Annotated in this window: 14 protein-coding genes; 1 reads left to right on the top strand and 13 read right to left on the bottom strand. The window is 60.1% G+C overall.

Features of this window, described 5'->3' with window-relative positions; genetic code table 11:
• Nucleotides 1-193 precede the first annotated feature (193 nt).
• Nucleotides 194-658, top strand: a complete 465-nt coding sequence (locus tag HBO10_RS04490) for a hypothetical protein (RefSeq protein WP_034128770.1) — start codon at nt 194-196, stop codon at nt 656-658.
• A 128-nt stretch (nt 659-786) separates the two neighbouring features.
• Here the strand turns inward: HBO10_RS04490 and HBO10_RS04485 are convergent, their stop codons facing one another.
• The 13 genes from HBO10_RS04485 to yaaA all read right to left on the bottom strand — a co-directional run bounded on the left by HBO10_RS04485 (nt 787) and on the right by yaaA (nt 18939).
• Complete coding sequence (locus HBO10_RS04485) at nt 787-2238, bottom strand: mannose-1-phosphate guanylyltransferase/mannose-6-phosphate isomerase (protein WP_034128771.1); 1452 nt, start codon at nt 2236-2238, stop codon at nt 787-789.
• A gap of 186 nt (nt 2239-2424) precedes the next feature.
• Nucleotides 2425-3081: an alginate O-acetyltransferase AlgF gene (locus tag HBO10_RS04480; RefSeq protein ID WP_032893493.1), complete on the bottom strand. Its 657-nt coding sequence runs from the start codon at nt 3079-3081 to the stop codon at nt 2425-2427.
• Nucleotides 3082-3098: 17 nt separating this feature from the next.
• Complete coding sequence (locus HBO10_RS04475; RefSeq protein WP_034128772.1) at nt 3099-4271, bottom strand: alginate O-acetyltransferase; 1173 nt, start codon at nt 4269-4271, stop codon at nt 3099-3101.
• Between the two features lie 11 nt (nt 4272-4282).
• Nucleotides 4283-5815, bottom strand: coding sequence for an MBOAT family protein (locus HBO10_RS04470; protein ID WP_034128773.1), 1533 nt, complete (start codon nt 5813-5815; stop codon nt 4283-4285).
• 188 nt (nt 5816-6003) lie between these two features.
• A complete protein-coding gene (locus HBO10_RS04465) occupies nt 6004-7113 on the bottom strand; it encodes a mannuronate-specific alginate lyase (RefSeq protein WP_054898941.1) in 1110 nt (369 codons plus the stop codon).
• A gap of 8 nt (nt 7114-7121) precedes the next feature.
• Nucleotides 7122-8570 carry an alginate O-acetyltransferase gene (locus HBO10_RS04460; protein WP_034128799.1) on the bottom strand — a complete coding sequence of 483 codons (1449 nt, stop codon included), beginning with the start codon at nt 8568-8570 and terminating at the stop codon, nt 7122-7124.
• An 11-nt stretch (nt 8571-8581) separates the two neighbouring features.
• Complete coding sequence (gene algG, locus HBO10_RS04455; RefSeq protein ID WP_034128775.1) at nt 8582-10150, bottom strand: mannuronan 5-epimerase AlgG; 1569 nt, start codon at nt 10148-10150, stop codon at nt 8582-8584.
• Nucleotides 10150-11640 (bottom strand): alginate export family protein, encoded by a 1491-nt coding sequence (locus HBO10_RS04450; protein WP_169921933.1) that lies wholly within the window; start codon nt 11638-11640, stop codon nt 10150-10152. The genes algG and HBO10_RS04450 overlap by 1 nt, the downstream gene beginning before the upstream one ends.
• Nucleotides 11637-13178 (bottom strand): alginate biosynthesis TPR repeat lipoprotein AlgK, encoded by a 1542-nt coding sequence (gene algK, locus HBO10_RS04445; RefSeq protein WP_235368746.1) that lies wholly within the window; start codon nt 13176-13178, stop codon nt 11637-11639. The genes HBO10_RS04450 and algK overlap by 4 nt, the downstream gene beginning before the upstream one ends.
• A gap of 8 nt (nt 13179-13186) precedes the next feature.
• Entirely contained in the window at nt 13187-14353 is a 1167-nt protein-coding gene (locus HBO10_RS04440; protein WP_034128707.1) for an alginate biosynthesis protein Alg44, read from the bottom strand.
• A 37-nt stretch (nt 14354-14390) separates the two neighbouring features.
• Nucleotides 14391-15860 carry a mannuronan synthase gene (gene alg8, locus HBO10_RS04435; protein WP_034128706.1) on the bottom strand — a complete coding sequence of 490 codons (1470 nt, stop codon included), beginning with the start codon at nt 15858-15860 and terminating at the stop codon, nt 14391-14393.
• A 103-nt stretch (nt 15861-15963) separates the two neighbouring features.
• On the bottom strand, nt 15964-17280 hold the full coding sequence (locus HBO10_RS04430) for a nucleotide sugar dehydrogenase (RefSeq protein WP_034128705.1): 1317 nt from the start codon (nt 17278-17280) through the stop codon (nt 15964-15966).
• Nucleotides 17281-18159: 879 nt separating this feature from the next.
• A complete protein-coding gene (yaaA, locus tag HBO10_RS04425) occupies nt 18160-18939 on the bottom strand; it encodes a peroxide stress protein YaaA (RefSeq protein ID WP_034128704.1) in 780 nt (259 codons plus the stop codon).
• Nucleotides 18940-19109: the final 170 nt, after the last annotated feature.

Below are 19109 nucleotides of genomic sequence, written 5' to 3'. Positions count from 1 at the left end.
AGGCCGTCAAACCTCATCACGAATGCGTCGTGGTAGGCGCAAGGGTCGGCAAGATGAGGGTAAGGGTCAACGTAGGTCATTGCACCCGACGATGTGGGAACCGGTTTGAATAACTTGCCACACAGTTTGCGCAAGGAGGCTTGGTTGATCAACGACGGAACCCAACGTTGCACTTATACAATGTGAGTTTTTTATGAATATTTCAGACGCCGCTGTAAGCCTGTCCACCCCTCTCAGCGTGTCCGCACCAGCGGAGGCCTCCAGCCAGGCAGGACACGTGCAAGCGAGTGCCGCCCCCCTCGAATCGCGCTCGGGGCCGCGTATGCAAAGTATGGGGCTTACGAGCTTGCGGCAAACTGTGCTGCAAGGCCTCGGCGATACAATTCGTTCGCATGTTTTGCCATCCTCAGTACTTCATAGCACCGACAGTTCGAAAGACAAAGCCTATGGGGCCGGGTTGACGTTCGTTGGCGGGATGGCGAAGGTGGCCGGCAGGAAGATGGCAAGCTCAGGTGGCCTTTCCTCGAAAGTCGCAGGTTCGGCGCTGATGTGGGGGGGTAAAGCGGCGGAGAAAATCGGCAAGAACACGTATAAAAATGCTGAACCCAAGGAGGACGGCAATTACAACGCGTTTGCACCGCGTAACTGGGTTCGTTAAAAACAGGCCTGACATCCTGCGAGGAGCTGTCTGTCTGTTTTGATGGTCATTGAACCGAAAAGCCCCCACCCAACCCACTGCGGATAGGGGACGCAATGGGCTGGGCGAGGGCTTCTTGTACGACTGTTTTACTGCGCGATAGTTTTCACCGATACACCACGTTCAACCGGTGTCGAGCGACCGTAGATATCTTCGAAGCGCTCGATATCGTCCTCACCCAAATAGCTGCCCGATTGCACTTCGATGATCTCCAACGGGATCTTGCCCGGGTTGCGCAGGCGGTGCACCGAGGCGATCGGGATGTAGGTGGACTGGTTTTCGCAGAGCAGGAACACGTTGTCGTCACAGGTGACTTCGGCGGTGCCGCTGACCACGATCCAGTGTTCGGCGCGGTGGTGGTGCATCTGCAGCGACAGGCACGCGCCCGGCTTGACCGAGATGTGCTTGACCTGGAAGCGGCCGCCCATGTCCACCGAGTCGTAGGAGCCCCACGGGCGGTAGACTTCGCAGTGGTTCTGGGTCTCGCTGCGGCCTTGCTCGTTGAGGGTGTTGACCATCTGCTTGACGCCCTGGACCTTGTCCTTGTGGGCAATCATCATCGCGTCCTTGGTTTCCACCACCACGATGTTGTCCAGGCCGATCACCGATACCAGTTTGCCGTTGCCATGCACCATGCAGTTGCGGCTGTCCTGGATCACTACATCGCCCTTGCTCACGTTACCGTTGGCGTCTTTATCGTTGACCGCCCACAGCGAGGCCCAGCAGCCCACGTCGCTCCAACCGGCTGCCAGCGGGACTACGCAGGCGCGCTGGGTTTTTTCCATCACGGCGTAGTCGATGGAGTTGTCCGGGCAGCACGCGAACGTGGAGTCGTCAAAGGTCACGGTGTCGGCGGTCTGCTCGCTGCGTTCCAGGGTCAGCACGCAGGTGTCATAGATATCCGGGTCGTGCTTTTTCAGCTCTTCGAGGAAGCGGCTGGCGCGGAACAGGAACATGCCGCTGTTCCAGAAGTAGCCACCGCTTTTGACGAACTCGACCGCACGTTTTTCATCGGGTTTCTCCACGAACTGCTGCACGCGGCTCACGCCTTCAGGCAGCAGCGAGTCGTTGGTGGACTTGATGTAGCCGTAGCCGGTTTCCGGGCGGGTGGCCGGCACGCCGAACAGCACCATCTCGCCACGCTCGGCGGCCACGGTGGCCAGGGCCAGTGCGCGTTGCAGTGCTTTCTGGTCGTCGATCACGTGGTCGGCGGGCAGTACCAGCATCAGCTCGTCACGGCCTTCGTTGACCAGCATCATCGCGGTCAGGGCCACGGCCGGCGCAGTGTTGCGGCCGAAGGGTTCCATCAGGATGCGCTGGCAGTCGAGCTTGCGTGCGCTCAGTTGCTCGTTGACGATGAAACGGTGATCTTTGTTGCAGACCACGATGGGGGCGTCCATGCCTTCGAACACCAGGCGCTCCAGGGTTTGCTGGAACAAGGTGTGCTCGCCGGTCAGGGCCAGGAACTGCTTGGGGAACTGTTTACGGGAAAGCGGCCAAAGACGTGAGCCGCTACCACCGGAAAGGATTACTGGGATCATGGTGTTTCTCCTTGAATCGATATGGGTCAGAGCTACGAAGGTTTGTCGTTTCACTCTTGTTTTTGTCTCGGTCCTGAGTTGAAACCCGGTCAGTGTGGGAGCTGGCTTGCCTGCGATGGCGCCTACAAGACCGCCATCGCAGGCAAGCCAGCTCCCACAAGGGGGCATGTCAACTCAGGGAAATCGTCAGCGGGTCGACACTGGGCGTTTCACCCACACTGGCGACAGGCTCGAGCCCGAGCCGGTGACATACAGCACCGCCGCTTCACCGCGTTCCAACGCAACCGGCTTCACATCGCCGACTTTCTTGTCACCGTCATACAACGCCAGGCTCACTTTCACGGGGTTGATCTCACGTTCGCCACGGCCCTTGGCAGCCACCGACTTGACCACATCGGTCTTGCCATCGGCGGTTTTCAGGGTCAGGGCCTTGTCGCTGAGGTTCTGCACGCGCACCAGGGATTTCTGCTTGTTCTTGAACGGCGGTTCTTCGATCAGTTGCGGCTGGCCGCTGCCACTGTTGACCAGGGTGTAGTAGTGGTCGGCAGCCAGTTTGACCGGCAGGGTCTGGCTGCCGACCTTGGCGCTGTAGTCGCCGCCCGGCATGAAGCTGAAGTCGCTGCTGGCCAGTGGCGCAACGTCGCTGAGGTTGGTGCTGCCGACGGTGGCGCTGACTTCCTGGTTGCTGGCGTTGTAGATACGTACAAAGCTGGAGCCTTTTGGTGCGGTCGGGCCGTACAGGGCGGCATCACCGGCAGCGAAGGCCGACAGGGATACGAAGCTCAAGCCTGCTGCGATAGCCAGGGTTTTAGCGAGACGACGAGGAGTAGTAGTGAAAGTCATTGTGAGTTACCTCTCTTTCAGTTTTGCGCCCGGTCGGGCGTCTCGGATTTAGATGTGTTGATTGCCATGTTCTGTTGGCGCGAACCGGCTTGTTTAAGCTGCGCAACCCAGGCTGGGTCGGCATCACCGATTTCGTTGTTAACGGGCAGATAGCGTTCAGGAAACTCCCAGATCAGCACCTGGGGCGAGCTGTTCTTGAAGTCATCACTTTTGAGATAGCTGAGCATCGGCAGGATCGGGCCATGGCCGTCTTCGGCGTAGCTGACCACGTCGCTGTGCAAGGCTTGCTTGAGCGCACCGACGAAGTTCCAGTTGGGGTTGGCGCTGTAGCTGGTGCCGACCAGTGCCACCGGGGTTTCGCTGTCGCTGAACAGCGCGTCATCACCTTTCTCTTCGGCCAGGTGGGTGACGCGTTTTTCCAGCGGCTCTTTGGGCGGCATCAGGTTTTCGAACAGCGGGTCCAGAGGCAGGAACAAACGCAGGTCGCCTTTATGCGGTTCGGTTTTCTCGGCCTCGGTGACAAAACGCTGCGGCTCGCCGCTCAGTGGGGTCTTGTCGGCAATCGCCTTGGCCAATTGCTTGGCGGCGACTTCGGCACCGTCCGGGGTCCAGTGGGTATCGGTACGCAGGAACACCTGCTTGCCGGCGAGCTTGGCCTGTTGCAGGGGGCCGAGCAGGTCTGGCGCCGGGATGTTGTCTGCCGCCACGCGGGCGTGGAAGTCCTGGTACAGGTTGGCGTGGATGCTCGCCGGTTTCACCTCACCCAAGTGCTCCGGGTACAGGCGTACCTTGGCCGGCACGATCGCCATCACCAGTTGGATGCCCTGGGCCTTGAGCTTCTGGCGTACGCCTTCGACCAGCGCGTAGTTGCCTTGCAGGTTCTGGTCTTCGTTGACGGCGGGGTTGAATTCCTCGTCGCTGTACAACCAGTGATCACGGCCCAGCACCACGCCAGGGCGGCCTTCATTGAACAGCTTGTAGTCCAGCGCTGCCCACAGGTTGGTGCCCAGGCGCTTGATCGGGAACTCGTCGTCGTAGTGAGTCTCGACGGCTTTGGTCCAGCGACCGTTAAGCACCGTGGCATCGGCGTTGGTGCTGAAGCCAAAGAAGCTGCGCAGTGACCAGGCGCCCAGTGCCAGCAGCAGCACCAGGAACAGACTTATGTAGAGGACGCGTAATGAACGGGTCATGGTCGGCTCCCTCAGAATTGGAAGTAAAGGAACGGCGAGAAACTCTGCGCCGACAGTTTGAGAATCGACGCCACGAACAGCAGCAGCACCGCAGCGCGCATGGCGTAGCGTGGCCAGTCAGCCGTCCAGTAGGCCGGTTGCACGGCAGCGTCGCGGCCCACGCTGAAACCGGGCTCGTGGATGCTGCCAGGGTTGTCGCCGGGTACGGCCTTGATCAGGCTCGGGTCGGCTGGCTTGGACTTGTCGGCAGGGCGGTTGGTGTAGAAGTCGCGCAGGCCGAAGAACGCCAGCGTTGCGTAGGCCACCACCAGGGTTGCCACTTGCAGGCCGGTAAGGTTGGCGCGGTTGAGTTCAGACAGCGACCACTCGCCAAAGCTGAACATCGCACCGTACATACGACCGGCAACGTGCAGGTTTTCGGCGCGGAAAATGACCCAGCCCATCACCACCAGCAGGAAGGTAAAGGCCCAGCGCAGCACATTGAAACTGCGCGGCGCGGTGTTCAGGCCGATGGCTTTTTCAATCGCCAGCCACATGCCGTGCCAGGCGCCCCACACGATGTAGGTGATGTTGGCGCCGTGCCACAGGCCACCGAGCAGCATGGTCAGGAACAGGTTGCGGTAAGTGGTCAGGGTGCCTTTGCGGTTGCCGCCCAGGGTGATGTACAGGTAGTCACGCAGCCAGGTGGACAGGCTGATGTGCCAGCGCCGCCAGAACTCGGTGATCGACTGGCTGATGTACGGCTGCTTGAAGTTTTCCATGAAGCGGAAACCCATCATCAAGCCCAAGCCAATGGCCATGTCGCTGTAGCCGGAGAAGTCGAAGTACAGCTGCGCGGTGTAGGCCAGCGCGCCGAGCCAGGCATCGCCTGTAGTGGGGTTTTGCAGGGCGAAGCAATGGTCGGCCACCACCGCCAGGGTGTCGGCAATAAAGACCTTCTTGATGAAACCCTGCATGAACCGCGTGCAGCCCTCGGAGAATTTATCCAGGGTGTGGGTGCGGTTGTTGAACTGGTCGGCCAGGTCACGAAAGCGCAGCACGGGACCGGCGATCAGGTGCGGGAAGATCGCCACGAACGCCGCAAAGTCGATGAGGTTGCGAGTCGCCGGAGTGTCGCCACGGTACACGTCGATGATGTAGCTGATGGACTCGAAGATGTAGAACGAGATCCCGATCGGCAACAGCACGTGGGTGAGGATGAACGGCTCCAGTCCCGCGGACTTCATCATCACATTGATGCTGTCGACGCCGAAGTTGGCGTACTTGAAGTAGCCGAGGATGCACAGGTCGACCGCCACGCCGAGCAACAGCCAGCGCTGCGCCGGCTTGGTGCGCACACCGGCGGCACCGACCTTGAGGCCGATCCAGTAGTTCCACAGCGTGACGGCCGCGAACAGCGCCAGGAAGTCCACTCGCCACCAGGCGTAGAACACGTAGCTGGCAATCAGCAGCAGCAGGTTGCGATAGCGTTGCCCGCTCAAATAGTACAAGCCGAGGAAGATCGGCAAGAACAGAAACAGGAACACATTGGACGAGAAAACCATCCCGATCTCTCCATGTTTAACCAACAGTCAAGGGCCGGAGCCCCCCCAAACCCCCCACGATTTCGGGGGAGGTTGTGATCGTTCCCACGCTCTGCGTGGGAATGCCTCTTGTGACGCTCTGCGTCACGCTTTGGGACGCAGAGCGTCCCGTGCTGCATTCCCACGCAGAGCGTGGGAACGATCAGCGACTAGCTGCCTTTGTTGCCTTTTTCATGCGCCGGGTCGTAGACCTTGGTCAGGTCGCCGCCCAGGCGGAAGGTCTTGAACGGTTGCATGCCATGCTTGCGTTCGATCACGTCCGGGGCGCAGGTGTAGAGGGTGCAGAAGGGCTCAAGCCAGGCAAATTTCATGTCTTCCTTGAGGTCCTTCATGTCCTGCTCTTTGCCGTTCTTCTGCTCGAAGATGTCCGGGTCTTTCACGCCGGCCAGCACCTTGTCGCCCAGGCGTTTGAGCGCGCTGTTGTTTTCCTGGCGCAGGTCCACGCCGTTGACCAAGGCAAAGCTGGCGATCATCGACAGCGGCGGCAGGGCGTAGTTGTGGTACGACAGGGCGCGTTGCTGGCGCTTCAATTCGTTCGGCAGGAAACCCTGGTCATCGACCTGGTTCACGCCGACCTTGTATTCCTTCACCGCCCAATCAAACAGGTCGCGGCGGTTGGTAGCGATGGACGTTGCCATCACCGACCAGGCTGCCCAGTAAGAGTGGTTGTTGGTTTTTTCCAGGGGCAGGTTGTCCCAGTCGCTCACCACCTGGTCGGCCAGCTTGTTGAACCAGGCTTCGATTTGCTGGGCTTCCTGCGGGTGCTTGGCCAGCGGCTGCGACTCGGAGAACTTCAAGCGCACATAGGCCGAGGCCATGCTGCCCAATGCCCATTTGCGCATGGACTTGCCGGTGTGGTTGAAGTCCTTGGACATCAACGCATCGGCCTTGGCCCACGACACCAGCCAGTTGAGCGTGCATTCGAGTTGCTGCGGGCGACCGTCACGCATGAACTGCATCACGCGCTTGCTGGTGTCTTTTTCCAGCTTGGTGATGTCGGCGGTGCTGTCGCGAAAGGCTTTTTCCGACTGCACATTCAGGGTCGAACGGGCCTTGTCGGAGCCTTCGTACTTGCTGCGAAACTGCAATGGCCCGGTGTAGGGCGTTGGCATGCTGTCGCAATCATTCTTGAAGTCGCCGGTCTTGAACGCTTCGATCGGTGCGAAATAGCCCTGGGGCGGGCGCAACGGCGCGGCCGCATTCACGGAGCCGGCAAACACGGCCAGGCCCAGCAGGGTAGGGAGCAATAACTTTTGCATAAGTAACCTCACTTCCCGAGTTGGGCGGTCTGCTGACCACCGCTTGGGAATACGTTGCGTGTGCAAATTTTCGCTTCAACCTTCTGCGCCGCAGCGCCCGCTTCGGGGCCCTGCACTTCCACGGCCAGCAAGTTCTGCGAGGCCCAGTCTTCATCGGTGCGCAGTTCAAAGGCGAAACGCCCGTCTGTATCGGATGTTTCGGGTTTCTCGATCTTGATGTCCTCGTGGCGCCCGTTCATGTACCAGAGGGTGGCTTGCAAGGTTTTCACCGACGGATCGGCGAAGCGGATATCGACCTGATGGTTGGCGTTGCGCAGGTCTTTGTTCGCGCTGTTGACCATCAGTTCGTTTTTGCCCGGTTTGAGCGTGGTGCTGGCCGACATCTGCGCGGTCTTGCCTTCGCAGCCGTTGTCCAGCAGCGCCATCATCTGGCGGTAGATGGTTTCCTGGTCGAGGCGGTACAGCGGCGAGAATTCCCAGATCAGGATCTTCGGTGGGCTCTTCTGGAATTCATCGCTGCCCAGGTACTGCAGCATCGAGCCTTCCAGGCCACCGCCGGGGAAGGCGACGTTGAGGATGTCAGCGCCAATTTCTTCTTCCAGGAAGCCGGCGAAGTTGTAGTTCTTGCCGCTGTGGCTGGTGCCCACCAGGGTGATCTGCGGGTTGCCCGAATCGCCGAACAGGTCGCCGTCACCGGCTTCGCCCTTGGGCTCGGTGGTGAACTGGTCCATGTACTGGATCGCATAGCTGGTGCCGCACAGTTGCCCGGCCATGTTGTGCAGGGTGCCGGTCTTGCCCATGCGGCCCGAGCGCTTGGTCTCGAATTCACGCTTGGGAATCTCGGCATATTCCGGCATCTGCTTGACCTTGGCCGCGACGATTTTCGCGGTGCGCTGGGCGCCGTATGGGGTCCAGTGCTGGTCGCCACGGAAGTAGAAATCGTGGGCCGGCAACTCATCCGGCAGTTGCTCGTTGGTCAGCGGCGACAAGTCTGGCACCACGTAGCCCATCTTGGCGAAACGACCGAGCATGGTCTTGTAGTTGGTCAGGGCCTTGTCGAAATCGTACTTGGCCTTTTCCTCAGGGTTGAGCTTGTTGCGGTTCACCAGGCCACGGGTCGGCTGGTAGACCACCACCAGTTCCACGCCCTTGCTCTTGAACGCATCGTGCAACTGCTGCATGCGCTTGTAGCCGGCCGGGGTGGTGTCGAACTCGGTGCGCAGGTCTTCCTGGGTACGGAACAGCCAGTCGCCCTGGGCTTGCACCAAGGTGGTGAAGTTCTGCTGGTAGCGCGTGGTGTAGTTCTTCGCGTCATGGGCGGCCGGGCACAGGCTGCAGCACGGTTCGGCGGTGAAGGTCGGAGCTTTGACTTCATCGGCGCGTACGCCCTGGCTGGCCGCGAGCAGGCCGAGGGTCAGACCCGAGAGGCTCAGCAGTTTGATCATGTGTGGGTGCATAAGGGTCATCCTCAGTCCTGCAATTCGGTCTGGCGTTCGACGGGGTCGATCAGCACGGCTTTCTGCTGGCGCACCAGCAGGTCGAGAATTTCTTCCTGGCGGTCACCCAGGATGCCGGAGAAGCTGATACCGCTGGATTTGGTCGGCGCCAGCATCGACACGCGATACAGCTCGATACTCAACGGCGAGTCGATAGACAGCGGCCCGCTGCCGTTACCCGCCAGTTCACCGCCAACCACGATCAGCGACACCTTGGCATCGAACGGGTCGAGGGCGATGTCGCGGTCGGTGTCGGTCAAGTCCTTGATGTGGCCATACACGCCGGTTAGCCCGTTGGCCATCGAGGTGTTTTCGTAGAGCTTGATGTTCACGCTGTTACGCACGCGGATCCCGTGGCGACGGTTGCTGATCACCTTGTTGCCCCACAGCAGGTTGTCGCCGCTCTCATAGAGGGTGATGCCGTCGGTGTGGTTGCGGTAGATCTCGTTGTCGGCGATCAGGTTGTTCACGCTGTTACGGTCGATCACTAGGCCCGAAAGCTTGTTGTCATAGCTGCGGTTGTTGAAGATGAAGCTGTCGTTCACTTCCCGGGAAATGATGATGCCGTGCTTCTTCTTGGTGCCGTACACGGTGTTGTCCGCGATGATCAGGCCGTGGGAACGGTCATGGGGGTCAATGCCGTAGACGATGTTGTCTTTGTAGGTATTGCCCTTGATCACAAAGCCTGTGGTCTCGTAGCAGTAGAAGCCGTACCACATGTCCGAGAACTCGGAGTCGATGATCCAACCGGTCGGCTCGGGGCGCTTGAGCACCTTGGCCATGTTCGGCGTGTACTGGGAAATACTCACCCCGTACGACTTACTGTTGGCGTAGCCGAAGCTGGCCATCTTGGTCTTGGAGATATAGGTCTCGGTGCCGCCCCAGGCCAGCAGGAACGGGCGGAATTCCTTGGCCGACTTGAACAGCGCCGGGCCGTTGGTTTTTTCATCCCAGCCGGTGACCTTGGTGTCACGCACGAACAGCTGGCCGTCATTGATCAAAAATGAGCCGGCTTGCTGGGACAGGCGCAGTTCCTGGGTGTTTTTGTCGATATCGAGGATGCCTTTACGGCCCACCACGATCGGCAACTTGGCCAGGAACACGCCCGGCGACGTTTCGCTGAAGTACTGCTTGGGCACCTTGCCCAGCAGGTCCTTGAGGTTCATGTAGCCGTCGTCGACAAAGATCGCCTGGGGAATGCCGTGTTGGCGCACTACCCATTCGGCCATCTTGTTATCGCCGCCGATAAAGTCCTTGAGTGCGTCTTCCTGCATCATGCGGCGGATGCTGATTTTGCCGGCTTTGGCCTTGACGATTTTCTTTTCCATCGCCTGCGCGGTGTAGCCCGACAGGTCGGGCAGCGCCGGCTTGGCCATTTCCAGCGGCGCGGTGGGCGGGCTGGAGATGGTGTAGGTTTTGGCCTGTTGCAGTTCCTTGGCGATGATCGGCGCCTTGGCCGCCGTATCGGCGAACGCTGTGGCGCTGGCCATCAGCATTGCCGCGACGAGTAGGCTTTGAGCATTCATGGCGCAGGCTCCCATCAGAATTTCCAGACCACGTCGACAAACGCGCGGTGCATGTAGGAGTCGACCTGGCTGCCATAGGCATCGCCGGGCTTGAACACACCGGCACGCAAACGCACCAGGGCTGAAGGCTCGTCGATCGACTGGCTCAGCGCGGCTGGCAGCAAGCCTTTCTTGAAGTACTTGGTGACCACCAGGTCCATTTCTTGGCCGAGGTCTTTCTTGCCGTCTTCCAACGGCAGGGAGGTGCTGGAGAGGATCGCGCCGGTGACGTCATCGGTGTTGTTCTGCACCGCGTCGATACCGTTGCTGCCCACTGGCTTGTTGCCGTCCACGCGCCAGAACTTGTGGTACACCAGGCTGGCGTCATAGTCCTCGCGCAGTTGCCAGGAACCGAACAGGCTCATGGACTGCATGTTGTTCATCTCGCCGCGAAACGCTTCACCGAAGCGATGCACGCGGGACTGGGTGCCGGTCCAGTTCGAACGGTTGCTTTGCAGGCCGTTCTGTTCGTACTCGGCACTGGCGCGCGAGTACGCGGCACCCACTTGCCACTGCGGATCCAGGCGCAGGCGCACGCCGATATCGGTGGCCCAGCCGCTCAGGTCATCGCTGCGCTTGGCGCTGGTGGGGCGTGTGCCGTCGGCGTTCAAGGCGTTGACCTTGTCGCGGTCGCCGCGCATGCCGGTGATGCTTGCCCAGTAGTTGACGGTGTTGGTGTTGCGCCAGTTGTAGGCGTCGCTGTTGGCTTTGATGCCCAGCCAGGTCAGGTCGCCGTTTTCGCGCTTGTCCAACGGGTCGTTGGCGACACCCGGTTCGGCGTAGTCGAGCTTGCCGTCGTCATGGGTGTGGTGGCCGCGCACACCGATCCACTGGCCCGGCGTCCACTGGTAGGCAGCGTCGGCGTAGAAGTGCTGGCGGTCCTTGTCGACCGGCGACAGTTCCTTGAGGTCGGTGCGGTATTCGCTGAAACGTTCGGCAGCGCCGACATTGGCCTTGAGCAAGGTGGTGTCAAAGGTCCAATTCAGCGCTTCGATGTTGGTGTCGCGCCATTGGCCGTCGTCATTGCGCAGGCGCTGGCGGCCGAACTTGAGGATCTCGCCGGGGTAGGGCGTGAAGCCGCTGTAGCCGACCCAGAACTCACGCAGGGCCAGATAGTTTTTCTTGGCCTTGCGGTCGTCGTTGCTCGACTGCTGCTCGGTGGTGTCATCGGCCGACTGTTGCAGGGTGTCGGTCTCGATGATATCGCTGGAAACCACTGCCTGGCCCATGGCGTAGGCGCTCCATGCGCCGCTTTCGCCGTAGATCCAGGGGCGCAGGTCGAGGCCGATGCCGTTGACGTCGCCGCCTTTCTGGGTGCCGAGGTCGCGGTCATCTTCAGACTGCGCGGTGGCTTTGACTTCCAGGCCGAAGTTCTTGGCTTCGGTGAGCGCGGCCAGGGTCGGGCACGACCACAGCAGGGCGAAGGTCAGGCCGATACCGGCCTTGACGAATGGGTTGAGCTTCATAGGGATTCCTCGCCGTCTTCTTCTTGCAGGGCGTGCAGTTGCAGCGTGCTTTGGGCCAGGGTGCCGCGGGCGGCCAGTTCCTGTTGCACCAGGCGTTGGCCTTCGGCGCGTTGCTCAGGCGTCAGCGGCGCTTCGAGCTGGGTGGCCAGGTCATTGGCCTCTGGCGTGTCCTGGGCCTTGGCCAGTTGGCTGAAGACATAGGCGTTCAACGGGTCGGGCTTGGTGCCCTTGCCTTGGGAAAACAGTTGGGCAATGGCGAAGTCGGCGCTGTTCTGGCCGTTGCGCGCTGCGGTCAGCAGGTGGTCGAGGGCTTTTTGCGGGTAGACCTTGCCCAGGTAGCCACGGCGGTAAATCTGGCCGAGGTAGTAATCGGCGGCCACTTCACGGCCCACGGCTTTCTCGAAATGCGCCTCGGCAGCCTTGGCATCGGCCGGCACCCACTTGCCTTCGTAGTAGAGCTTGCCCAGCAGCAATTCGGCGCGTGGCTGGTCGGCGGCACGGCCGTTGTCGAGGTACTTCATCATCTGGTCGACATCGCCCAGTTCGGGGAAGTCGTAGAGCAGTTGCGCCAGGCTGACCCAGGACGCCGGGTAGCCAGGGGCGATTTTTTCCAGCAATGCCTGGGCAGTTTTTTCGTCCGGGGTACCGAGGGTGGCATCGCCGAGTACGCGGGCCACGCTGTCGACGCGCTGCGCAGTCACGGTGTCACGGCTTACGCCTGCTTCCATTTGCTTGAGCAGTTCGGCCTGTTGTTCCGGCTGCTGTTTTTTCTGATAGACCGTGGCCAGTTCGACGTAGCAGATATCGGTGGTGTTTAGCGCGGCTTTGCAGATGCGCTCCACATCATCCAGGTGCTGGTCGTAGGTACCCTGGGTGCGATACAGCAGCACCTGGGCCAGGCCGGCCTCCGGGTAACCCGCCGCCTGCCATTGGCTGATCTGCTGTTGGGCATTCACGTTGGGAAAGCTGTGTGGGTATTGCAGGTACAGCATTGCCAGCGGGATCAAGGTATTGCCTTCACCATTGGCAAAGGCTTTTTTCAGCAGGCTTTCGGCTTCATGGTGTTCGGCCTCAGTGGCGCCGGGCTTGGCCGCCAACAGGCGACCCAGGCGTGCCTGGGCACGCGGCGACGTATCTGCCGCCGCACGGTAGGTGGCTTCGGCCTGTTTGATTTGCGCGGGGTCACGGGTGCCGACCTGGATATCGGCCAGGCCCACCTGGGCCTCGCTGTAGCCCAGGTCTGCCAGTTGCTGGTAATTCTGCTGCGCGGTGACGGTGTCGCCGCGCTTGAGGGCTTCGTTGGCCAGGCGCTGGTCGGGCAGGCCGGCGCAACCGGCCAGGCTGATTGCTAGGGCGATCAACGCTACCGAACCAATGTGGGCACTGCCTTTGTGGCGAGGGAGCTTGCTCCCGCTGGGGTGCGCAGCGCCCCCAAAAGCCGGCTCCAGCTGCGCTGTCGAGCGGGAGCAAGCTCCCTCGCCACAGCAAGCCCGCTCCCACAGGGATTGTGGTGTTTTTGAGAGAGTCATCACAGGCATGTCCTCGCTTACAGACCGTGAGCCATGGCTTTGTCGATCAGCCAGTTCAGCGATGGGCCACGGTCGCTGGTGACTTCCACCGGGCGGCCGGCGTAGGTGCTGTCCAGCGGTGCATCAGGCTTGATCTGCACGCGGATGTCGGAGGACAGGTCGGCGCTGTTCAGGCTGGTGCTGCTGACGATGGTGCCGGTGCGAACCTGTTCTTCATCGGCGACCTGAAAGCTCACCGGCGTACCTGGGCGTACATCGCCAAACTGGCGGTAGGTGAAGCGGGCTTCAACGTTAGCCTGGCTGCCACGCGGCACCAGTTGGAAGATCACATCGCCCTTGCTGGCGTACTGGCCGTCGGCGACCAGTTGCTGGGCCACCACGCAATCGCACGGCGAAGTCAGGGTGCCGGTCATTTGCTTGCCGAACAGTTCTTCGACCTTGGCCGGTTGCAACTGGTCTTCGTCCAGGTGGCCCTTGAGCACGTCGAGCATGCTGGTGCTGAATGTCGCCAGCGGCGCGCCCTTGGCTGCTACCGAATCACCCTTGAGCAGGCTTTGCACGGTGCCGTCACGGGGCATGGTCACGTTCATGCCCGGTACGCTGACGAGGCCTGCCTGGGCGTGGCTGACGAAGTACATGCCGTAGAGCGACTTGACCACAAAGCCGAAGGCCGCCAGGCCGACCAAAAAGATCGCCAGGCTGAATGTCACGGCGCGCAGGCGACCGAACGCAGTCATGCCGCTGCCGCCGTCCTTGACCTTGCGTGCCTTGGTGAAGTTGTCGCGTTGCAGGGTCGCGAGTACGTCGCCCATGGTCACGATGTCACCGGACAGGTGCGAGGTGATCAGGTGGCGCAGGGTGGAAATATCCTGGGCATCGAGGTTCTGGAACTGGCAACCGGTGCGGCCGGTCTGGCGGTCGTAGGAGCGAATCTGCAGCTCCACGTCCATGGCCAGGCCGAGGTTATCGATCACGAACTGCAGGCGGCCCTTGTGCACTTGGCCGATGGTGAGCGGCTGGGTGGCGGTGAAAGCCAGGCCGCCGGCGGACAGGTCGATAACCTTTGCTTCGGTCGGCGTGCGGTCGCTGTTGAAGAAGCGCAGCTTGGCCGGGATTTTCACCCGGGCGTGTTGGCGCTGGGCTTCGGATTCGTGGACAACGTTGGCGTTTACTTGGCTATTCATCGGGTGTAATTCCTAGGTTAATTCAGGCTTGGCAGGGTCAGACCATCATCAGCAACACGGCAACGAAGATGCTGCCGGCGGAGAAGGTCATGGTCCGAGACGACCAGGTGTTGAACCAACGTTGAAAGCTGGCCAAATCGCGGGTCAGTTTGGTGTCCTGGCGGGTCCAGGACTGTTGATCAAGGCGGAAGAACACGTAGATCTTCACCAACGCGCCCATGATCTGGTTGTAATAGAGAATCAGCGGGTAGGCCGGGCCGATCTTGTGGCCGGAGCACGACAGCAGCAGGGTGAGGATCAGGCGGGTGATGCCGATCCACAGCAGGTAGGCGAGGATGAACGCGCCGCCGTACTTGAAGGTGGCGATCATGGCCACGGTCAGGCCGAGCAGGGAGGTCCACATCGATACGCGTTGGTCGAACAGCACCACGCTGGTGAACAGGCCGAGGCGACGCACGCCCAGGCCCAAGGCACGGGAGTTCTGGCGCAGGTTGTTGCCGTACCAGCGGAACATCAGCTTGCGGCTGGCCTTGATAAAGCTCTTTTCCGGCGGGTGTTCCACGGTGTTGATGGCGGCGTCCGGCACGTAGAAGGTGTCGTAGCCCAGGCGCATCAGGCTGAACCAGCTGGACTTGTCATCCCCGGTGAGGAACTTGAAGCGGCCCAGGCGCCAGTGTTGCAGCGAGTCGCTTTCCACGTCGGCGATAAAGCCCGGGTCAGTCACTACGCTGGCGCGGAATACCGACATGCGCCCGGTCATGGTCAGCACGCGCTTGGACAGGGCCATGGAGCACATGTTGATGTGGCGTTGGGCGAAGCGCAGTTTGTGCCATTCGCTCATGATGTAGCCGCCGCGCACTTCGCAGAATTCGTTGGTGGTCAGGCCGCCGACATTGCCGAACAGCTGGAACCACGGCACGGTCTTGCGCACTACGCCTTCGGCCAGCACGGTGTCGCCATCGATCACGGCAACCACGGCGCGGTCGTCCGGCAGGTGACGCGAGATGGCGCGAAAACCGAAGGCCAGGCCGTCACGCTTGCCGGTACCGGCGATACGCACGAAGTCGAGCTTGACGTGAGCCGGCGGGTTCATCTTTTCCCAGAGGCTTTTCACCAGCAGCTCATCGGACATTTCCACCAGCGAGCACACCACGGTGGTGGGGAAGCCGCAGTCGATGGCTTCGCGAATCACAGAGCTGTAGACCTGTGCGGTGGTCAGCGCATCGATACGAAAACTGGTGACCATCAGGAACACATGGGACGGGTCGGCGGCCTTGCCCAGCTTGCGCACTTTGCGGCGCAGGTGCGGGTACACCACGTACAGGAACAGCATGCCGCGAAAGAAATGCGTCGCGCCCATCGAGTAGCGCCAGATACCCACGGCACCAATCAGGAAAATAAAATTCTTCGATTGCGAATCGAAGGTGCTGGCTGGCAGAGCCAGAGCTAGAAGCGCTAAAAGCCCCAGAAATAGTAGCCAGCCAGTCGCTTGGTTTAACCGTTGCATATTCGCGTCCGTCACAGAGAAGTCGGGCGGCAAGCCACAAGCTACAAGCCGAAAACCAGCGCTTCTAACTTGCAGCTTGCCGCTTGAAACTAGCCGCTGCTCCTTACCAACAAATACCTTCGGTACGGCCGCTCACGCTGGTGGCCTTGGACATGAAGCCCACCAGGTCGACCACTTGCTTGCCGTGCGGGGCTTCGTGCGCCAGGGCGCGGAACTTCTCGTCACGGTTACCGAGGATGATCACGTCGGAGTTGTTGATCACTTCGTCGAAGTCCGAGTTGAGCAGGGACGACACGTGCGGGATCTTGCCTTCGATGTAGTCCTTGTTCGCGCCGTGCATACGGGCGTACTCGACGTTGCTGTCATAGATGCTCAGGTCGTAGCCCTTGCCGATCAGCATTTCTGCCAGTTCTACCAATGGGCTTTCACGCAGGTCATCGGTACCGGCCTTGAAGCTCAGGCCCAGCAGGGCGACTTTGCGCTTGTCGTGGCTGGAGACGATGTCGAAGGCGTTCTGCACCTGGGATTCGTTGCTGCGCATCAGCGAGTTGAGCAACGGTGCTTCCACGTCCAGGGAGCCGGCGCGGTAGGTCAGGGCACGCACGTCTTTTGGCAGGCACGAACCGCCGAAAGCGAAGCCTGGGCGCATGTAGTACTGGGACAGGTTGAGGGTCTTGTCCTGGCAGACCACTTCCATCACTTCACGACCGTCAACGCCGACGGCCTTGGCGATGTTGCCGATCTCGTTGGCGAAGGTGACTTTGGTGGCGTGCCATACGTTGCAGGTGTACTTGATCATCTCGGCAACGGCGATGTCCTTGCGGATGATCGGCGCGTCGAGTTCTTCGTACAGCGACTGCAGGACGTCGCCGGAGGCTTTGTCGAACTCGCCGATAACGGTCATCGGTGGCAGGTCGTAGTCGGCGATGGCGGTGGATTCACGCAGGAATTCCGGGTTGACCGCGACGCCGAAATCAACACCGGCTTTCTTGCCGGAGCAGTCTTCGAGGATCGGGATTACCACGTTGGCCACGGTGCCCGGCAGTACGGTGCTGCGCACCACGACGGTGTGGCGGGTGGTCTTGTCACGCAGTACAAAACCGATCTCGCGGCATACCGACTCGATGTAGTTCAGTTCCAGGTCGCCGTTCTTCTTGCTCGGCGTACCGACGCAGATCATCGAAAGGTCGGTGTCGCGGATGGCTTCGGCGAAGTTGGTGGTACCGCGCAGTCGACCGGTTGCGATGCCTTGGCTCAACAGTTCGCCCAGACCCGGTTCAACGATGGGGGATTTACCCGCATTGATCAGGTCGATCTTGTCCTTGGAGATGTCTACGCCGACCACTTCATGGCCACGGGCAGACAGGCAACCGGCACACACGGCGCCAACGTAACCCAAACCAAATATGCTGATGCGCATCGCAATTACCTCTATGTTTAAATCATGCCATTAGATGGCCGGAGTTCATGTTTGCAAGCGTCACTGATGCCGCGAAAGTTAGGCGAATAGACGCCGACTTACCGCGTGCAGGCATGTTAAATAGCGAGTGACTAACTATTGCACTCAAGTTGTGCGCAACGTGGCCTTGTTATTGGGGCTTGCCCTGAAATGCAGCCGGTTTTCCATGGCGGAAGGGTCCGGCGCCAGTGCCACAGGGCTTTGATACGGGCGAGAAGCCTTTTGATATCAATGCCTTGGGTGTTAACACTGGCTCATTTAGGTCAGCGCTGCCTTGGCCTTTAGGGGGTTGGCAATGAGTCCTTATCGCCGCCCTCAACTCAATCAGTTGATGATATGACCCTCGAGCCAAAGTGCTTTATGACAACTTGGCTACTTCCATTGGTCGGTATGTAAGTCATCTCTTACGTAAACAGAGAATTTCGTTACCGGTGGTATGAGCGGTGCTTCAGGACGAAGTTCCGGGCCGCTCATCCCCTTTCCGGAAATTTTTTGAAATATTAGAAAAGATGGCACTAGTACTATATTGATAGCACTTGCTATTTAGGCCAGTAGTTGTGGGGAGTTGGTGCGAGAGGATAGTTTTGTGCCACTACCGTTAAAAAAAAGTGGTGCCACTACGAAAAAAACCGACGAGTGTCGAGTGAAGAAATTGTTAGAGATGTGTCTTGATATTTTTTGACGTCAAATAAATGACGAATGGTGGGGTGAAATGCAGGCAAAAAATGTGGGAGCTGGCTTGCCTGCGATAGCGGTGTATCAGCGACATGTGAGTCGGCTGACCCTCCGCTATCGCAGGCAAGCCAGCTCCCACAGTTGATGTTGGTGGCTGTACAGGCCTTATTCCGGTGCGTGATCGCGCAAAAACACCAGGTTATCCGGCTTGGACTGCTCCGCATTGAAGCGATAGCCCTGTACATCGAACTGCTTGAGCTGGGCGGGATCGTTAATGCGTTCTTCAATCACAAACCGGCTCATCATGCCCCGAGCTTTTTTCGCGTAGAAGCTGATGATCTTGTACTGGCCGTTCTTCAGGTCCTTGAACTCGGTATTGATGATCCGCGCGTTCAAGGCCGTGCGCTTGACCGCCGAAAAATACTCATTGGACGCCAGGTTGAGCAGCACATCGTCGCCTTGCTCGGCCAGGGCTTCATTCAACCATTCGCTGATGCGTGTGCCCCAGAACGCGTAAAGGTCCTTGCCGCGGGCGTTGGCCAGCTTGGTGCCCATCTCCAGGCGATACGGCATCATCAGGTCCAGCGGACGCAGCAGGCCGTACAGGCCCGAGAGCATACGCAGATGGTCCTGGGCATAGCTGAAATCGGCCTCGCTGAAAGTCTCGGCATTCAGGCCGGTATACACATCGCCCTTGAACGCCAGCAGCGCCTGCTTGGCGTTGGCCGGAGTGAAGGCCGGCGTCCAACTGCCGAAACGCGCGGCGTTGAGGCCACCGATCTTGTCGGAGACGTGCATCAACTCACTGATTTGCGCCGGGCTCAGTTCGCGCAGTTGCTCGATCAGTTCCTGGGAGTGGTCCAGGTACTGCGGCTGGGTGAAGCGCGCAGTGACCGGCTTGGACTCGAAGTCGAGGGTTTTGGCGGGGGAAATCACCATCAGCATGAAGTTGGCTCCTGGAATCGTGGGGGGATTCTAGGGGGTTGGAGCGTTCGACTCCACCTATCAAGCCGATAGGCCCCGGTTTTTGTAGGAGCGAGCTTGCTCGCGAAAGTCGTCAACGAGAATGCTGGCAGACTGAATAGACGCGGTGCCCGGACGTTTTTCGCGAGCGA

The sequence above is a fragment of the Pseudomonas sp. WS 5503 genome (assembly GCF_012985385.1).
GTDB classification, from domain to species: Bacteria; Pseudomonadota; Gammaproteobacteria; order Pseudomonadales; family Pseudomonadaceae; genus Aquipseudomonas; species Aquipseudomonas paracarnis.
Note: the sequence above shows the minus strand (reverse complement) of the source record. Positions and strands in the feature narration are given on the sequence as shown.

What these genes read in the sequence shown, in the direction of transcription:
- HBO10_RS04490 (WP_034128770.1), top strand. Translation starts at nt 194, where the DNA reads ATGAATATTTCAGACGCCGCTGTAAGCCTGTCCACCCCTCTCAGCGTG.
- HBO10_RS04485 (WP_034128771.1), bottom strand. Translation starts at nt 2,238, where the DNA reads ATGATCCCAGTAATCCTTTCCGGTGGTAGCGGCTCACGTCTTTGGCCG.
- HBO10_RS04480 (WP_032893493.1), bottom strand. Translation starts at nt 3,081, where the DNA reads ATGACTTTCACTACTACTCCTCGTCGTCTCGCTAAAACCCTGGCTATC.
- HBO10_RS04475 (WP_034128772.1), bottom strand. Translation starts at nt 4,271, where the DNA reads ATGACCCGTTCATTACGCGTCCTCTACATAAGTCTGTTCCTGGTGCTG.
- HBO10_RS04470 (WP_034128773.1), bottom strand. Translation starts at nt 5,815, where the DNA reads ATGGTTTTCTCGTCCAATGTGTTCCTGTTTCTGTTCTTGCCGATCTTC.
- HBO10_RS04465 (WP_054898941.1), bottom strand. Translation starts at nt 7,113, where the DNA reads ATGCAAAAGTTATTGCTCCCTACCCTGCTGGGCCTGGCCGTGTTTGCC.
- HBO10_RS04460 (WP_034128799.1), bottom strand. Translation starts at nt 8,570, where the DNA reads ATGCACCCACACATGATCAAACTGCTGAGCCTCTCGGGTCTGACCCTC.
- algG (WP_034128775.1), bottom strand. Translation starts at nt 10,150, where the DNA reads ATGGGAGCCTGCGCCATGAATGCTCAAAGCCTACTCGTCGCGGCAATG.
- HBO10_RS04450 (WP_169921933.1), bottom strand. Translation starts at nt 11,640, where the DNA reads ATGAAGCTCAACCCATTCGTCAAGGCCGGTATCGGCCTGACCTTCGCC.
- algK (WP_235368746.1), bottom strand. Translation starts at nt 13,178, where the DNA reads ATGCCTGTGATGACTCTCTCAAAAACACCACAATCCCTGTGGGAGCGG.
- HBO10_RS04440 (WP_034128707.1), bottom strand. Translation starts at nt 14,353, where the DNA reads ATGAATAGCCAAGTAAACGCCAACGTTGTCCACGAATCCGAAGCCCAG.
- alg8 (WP_034128706.1), bottom strand. Translation starts at nt 15,860, where the DNA reads ATGCAACGGTTAAACCAAGCGACTGGCTGGCTACTATTTCTGGGGCTT.
- HBO10_RS04430 (WP_034128705.1), bottom strand. Translation starts at nt 17,280, where the DNA reads ATGCGCATCAGCATATTTGGTTTGGGTTACGTTGGCGCCGTGTGTGCC.
- yaaA (WP_034128704.1), bottom strand. Translation starts at nt 18,939, where the DNA reads ATGCTGATGGTGATTTCCCCCGCCAAAACCCTCGACTTCGAGTCCAAG.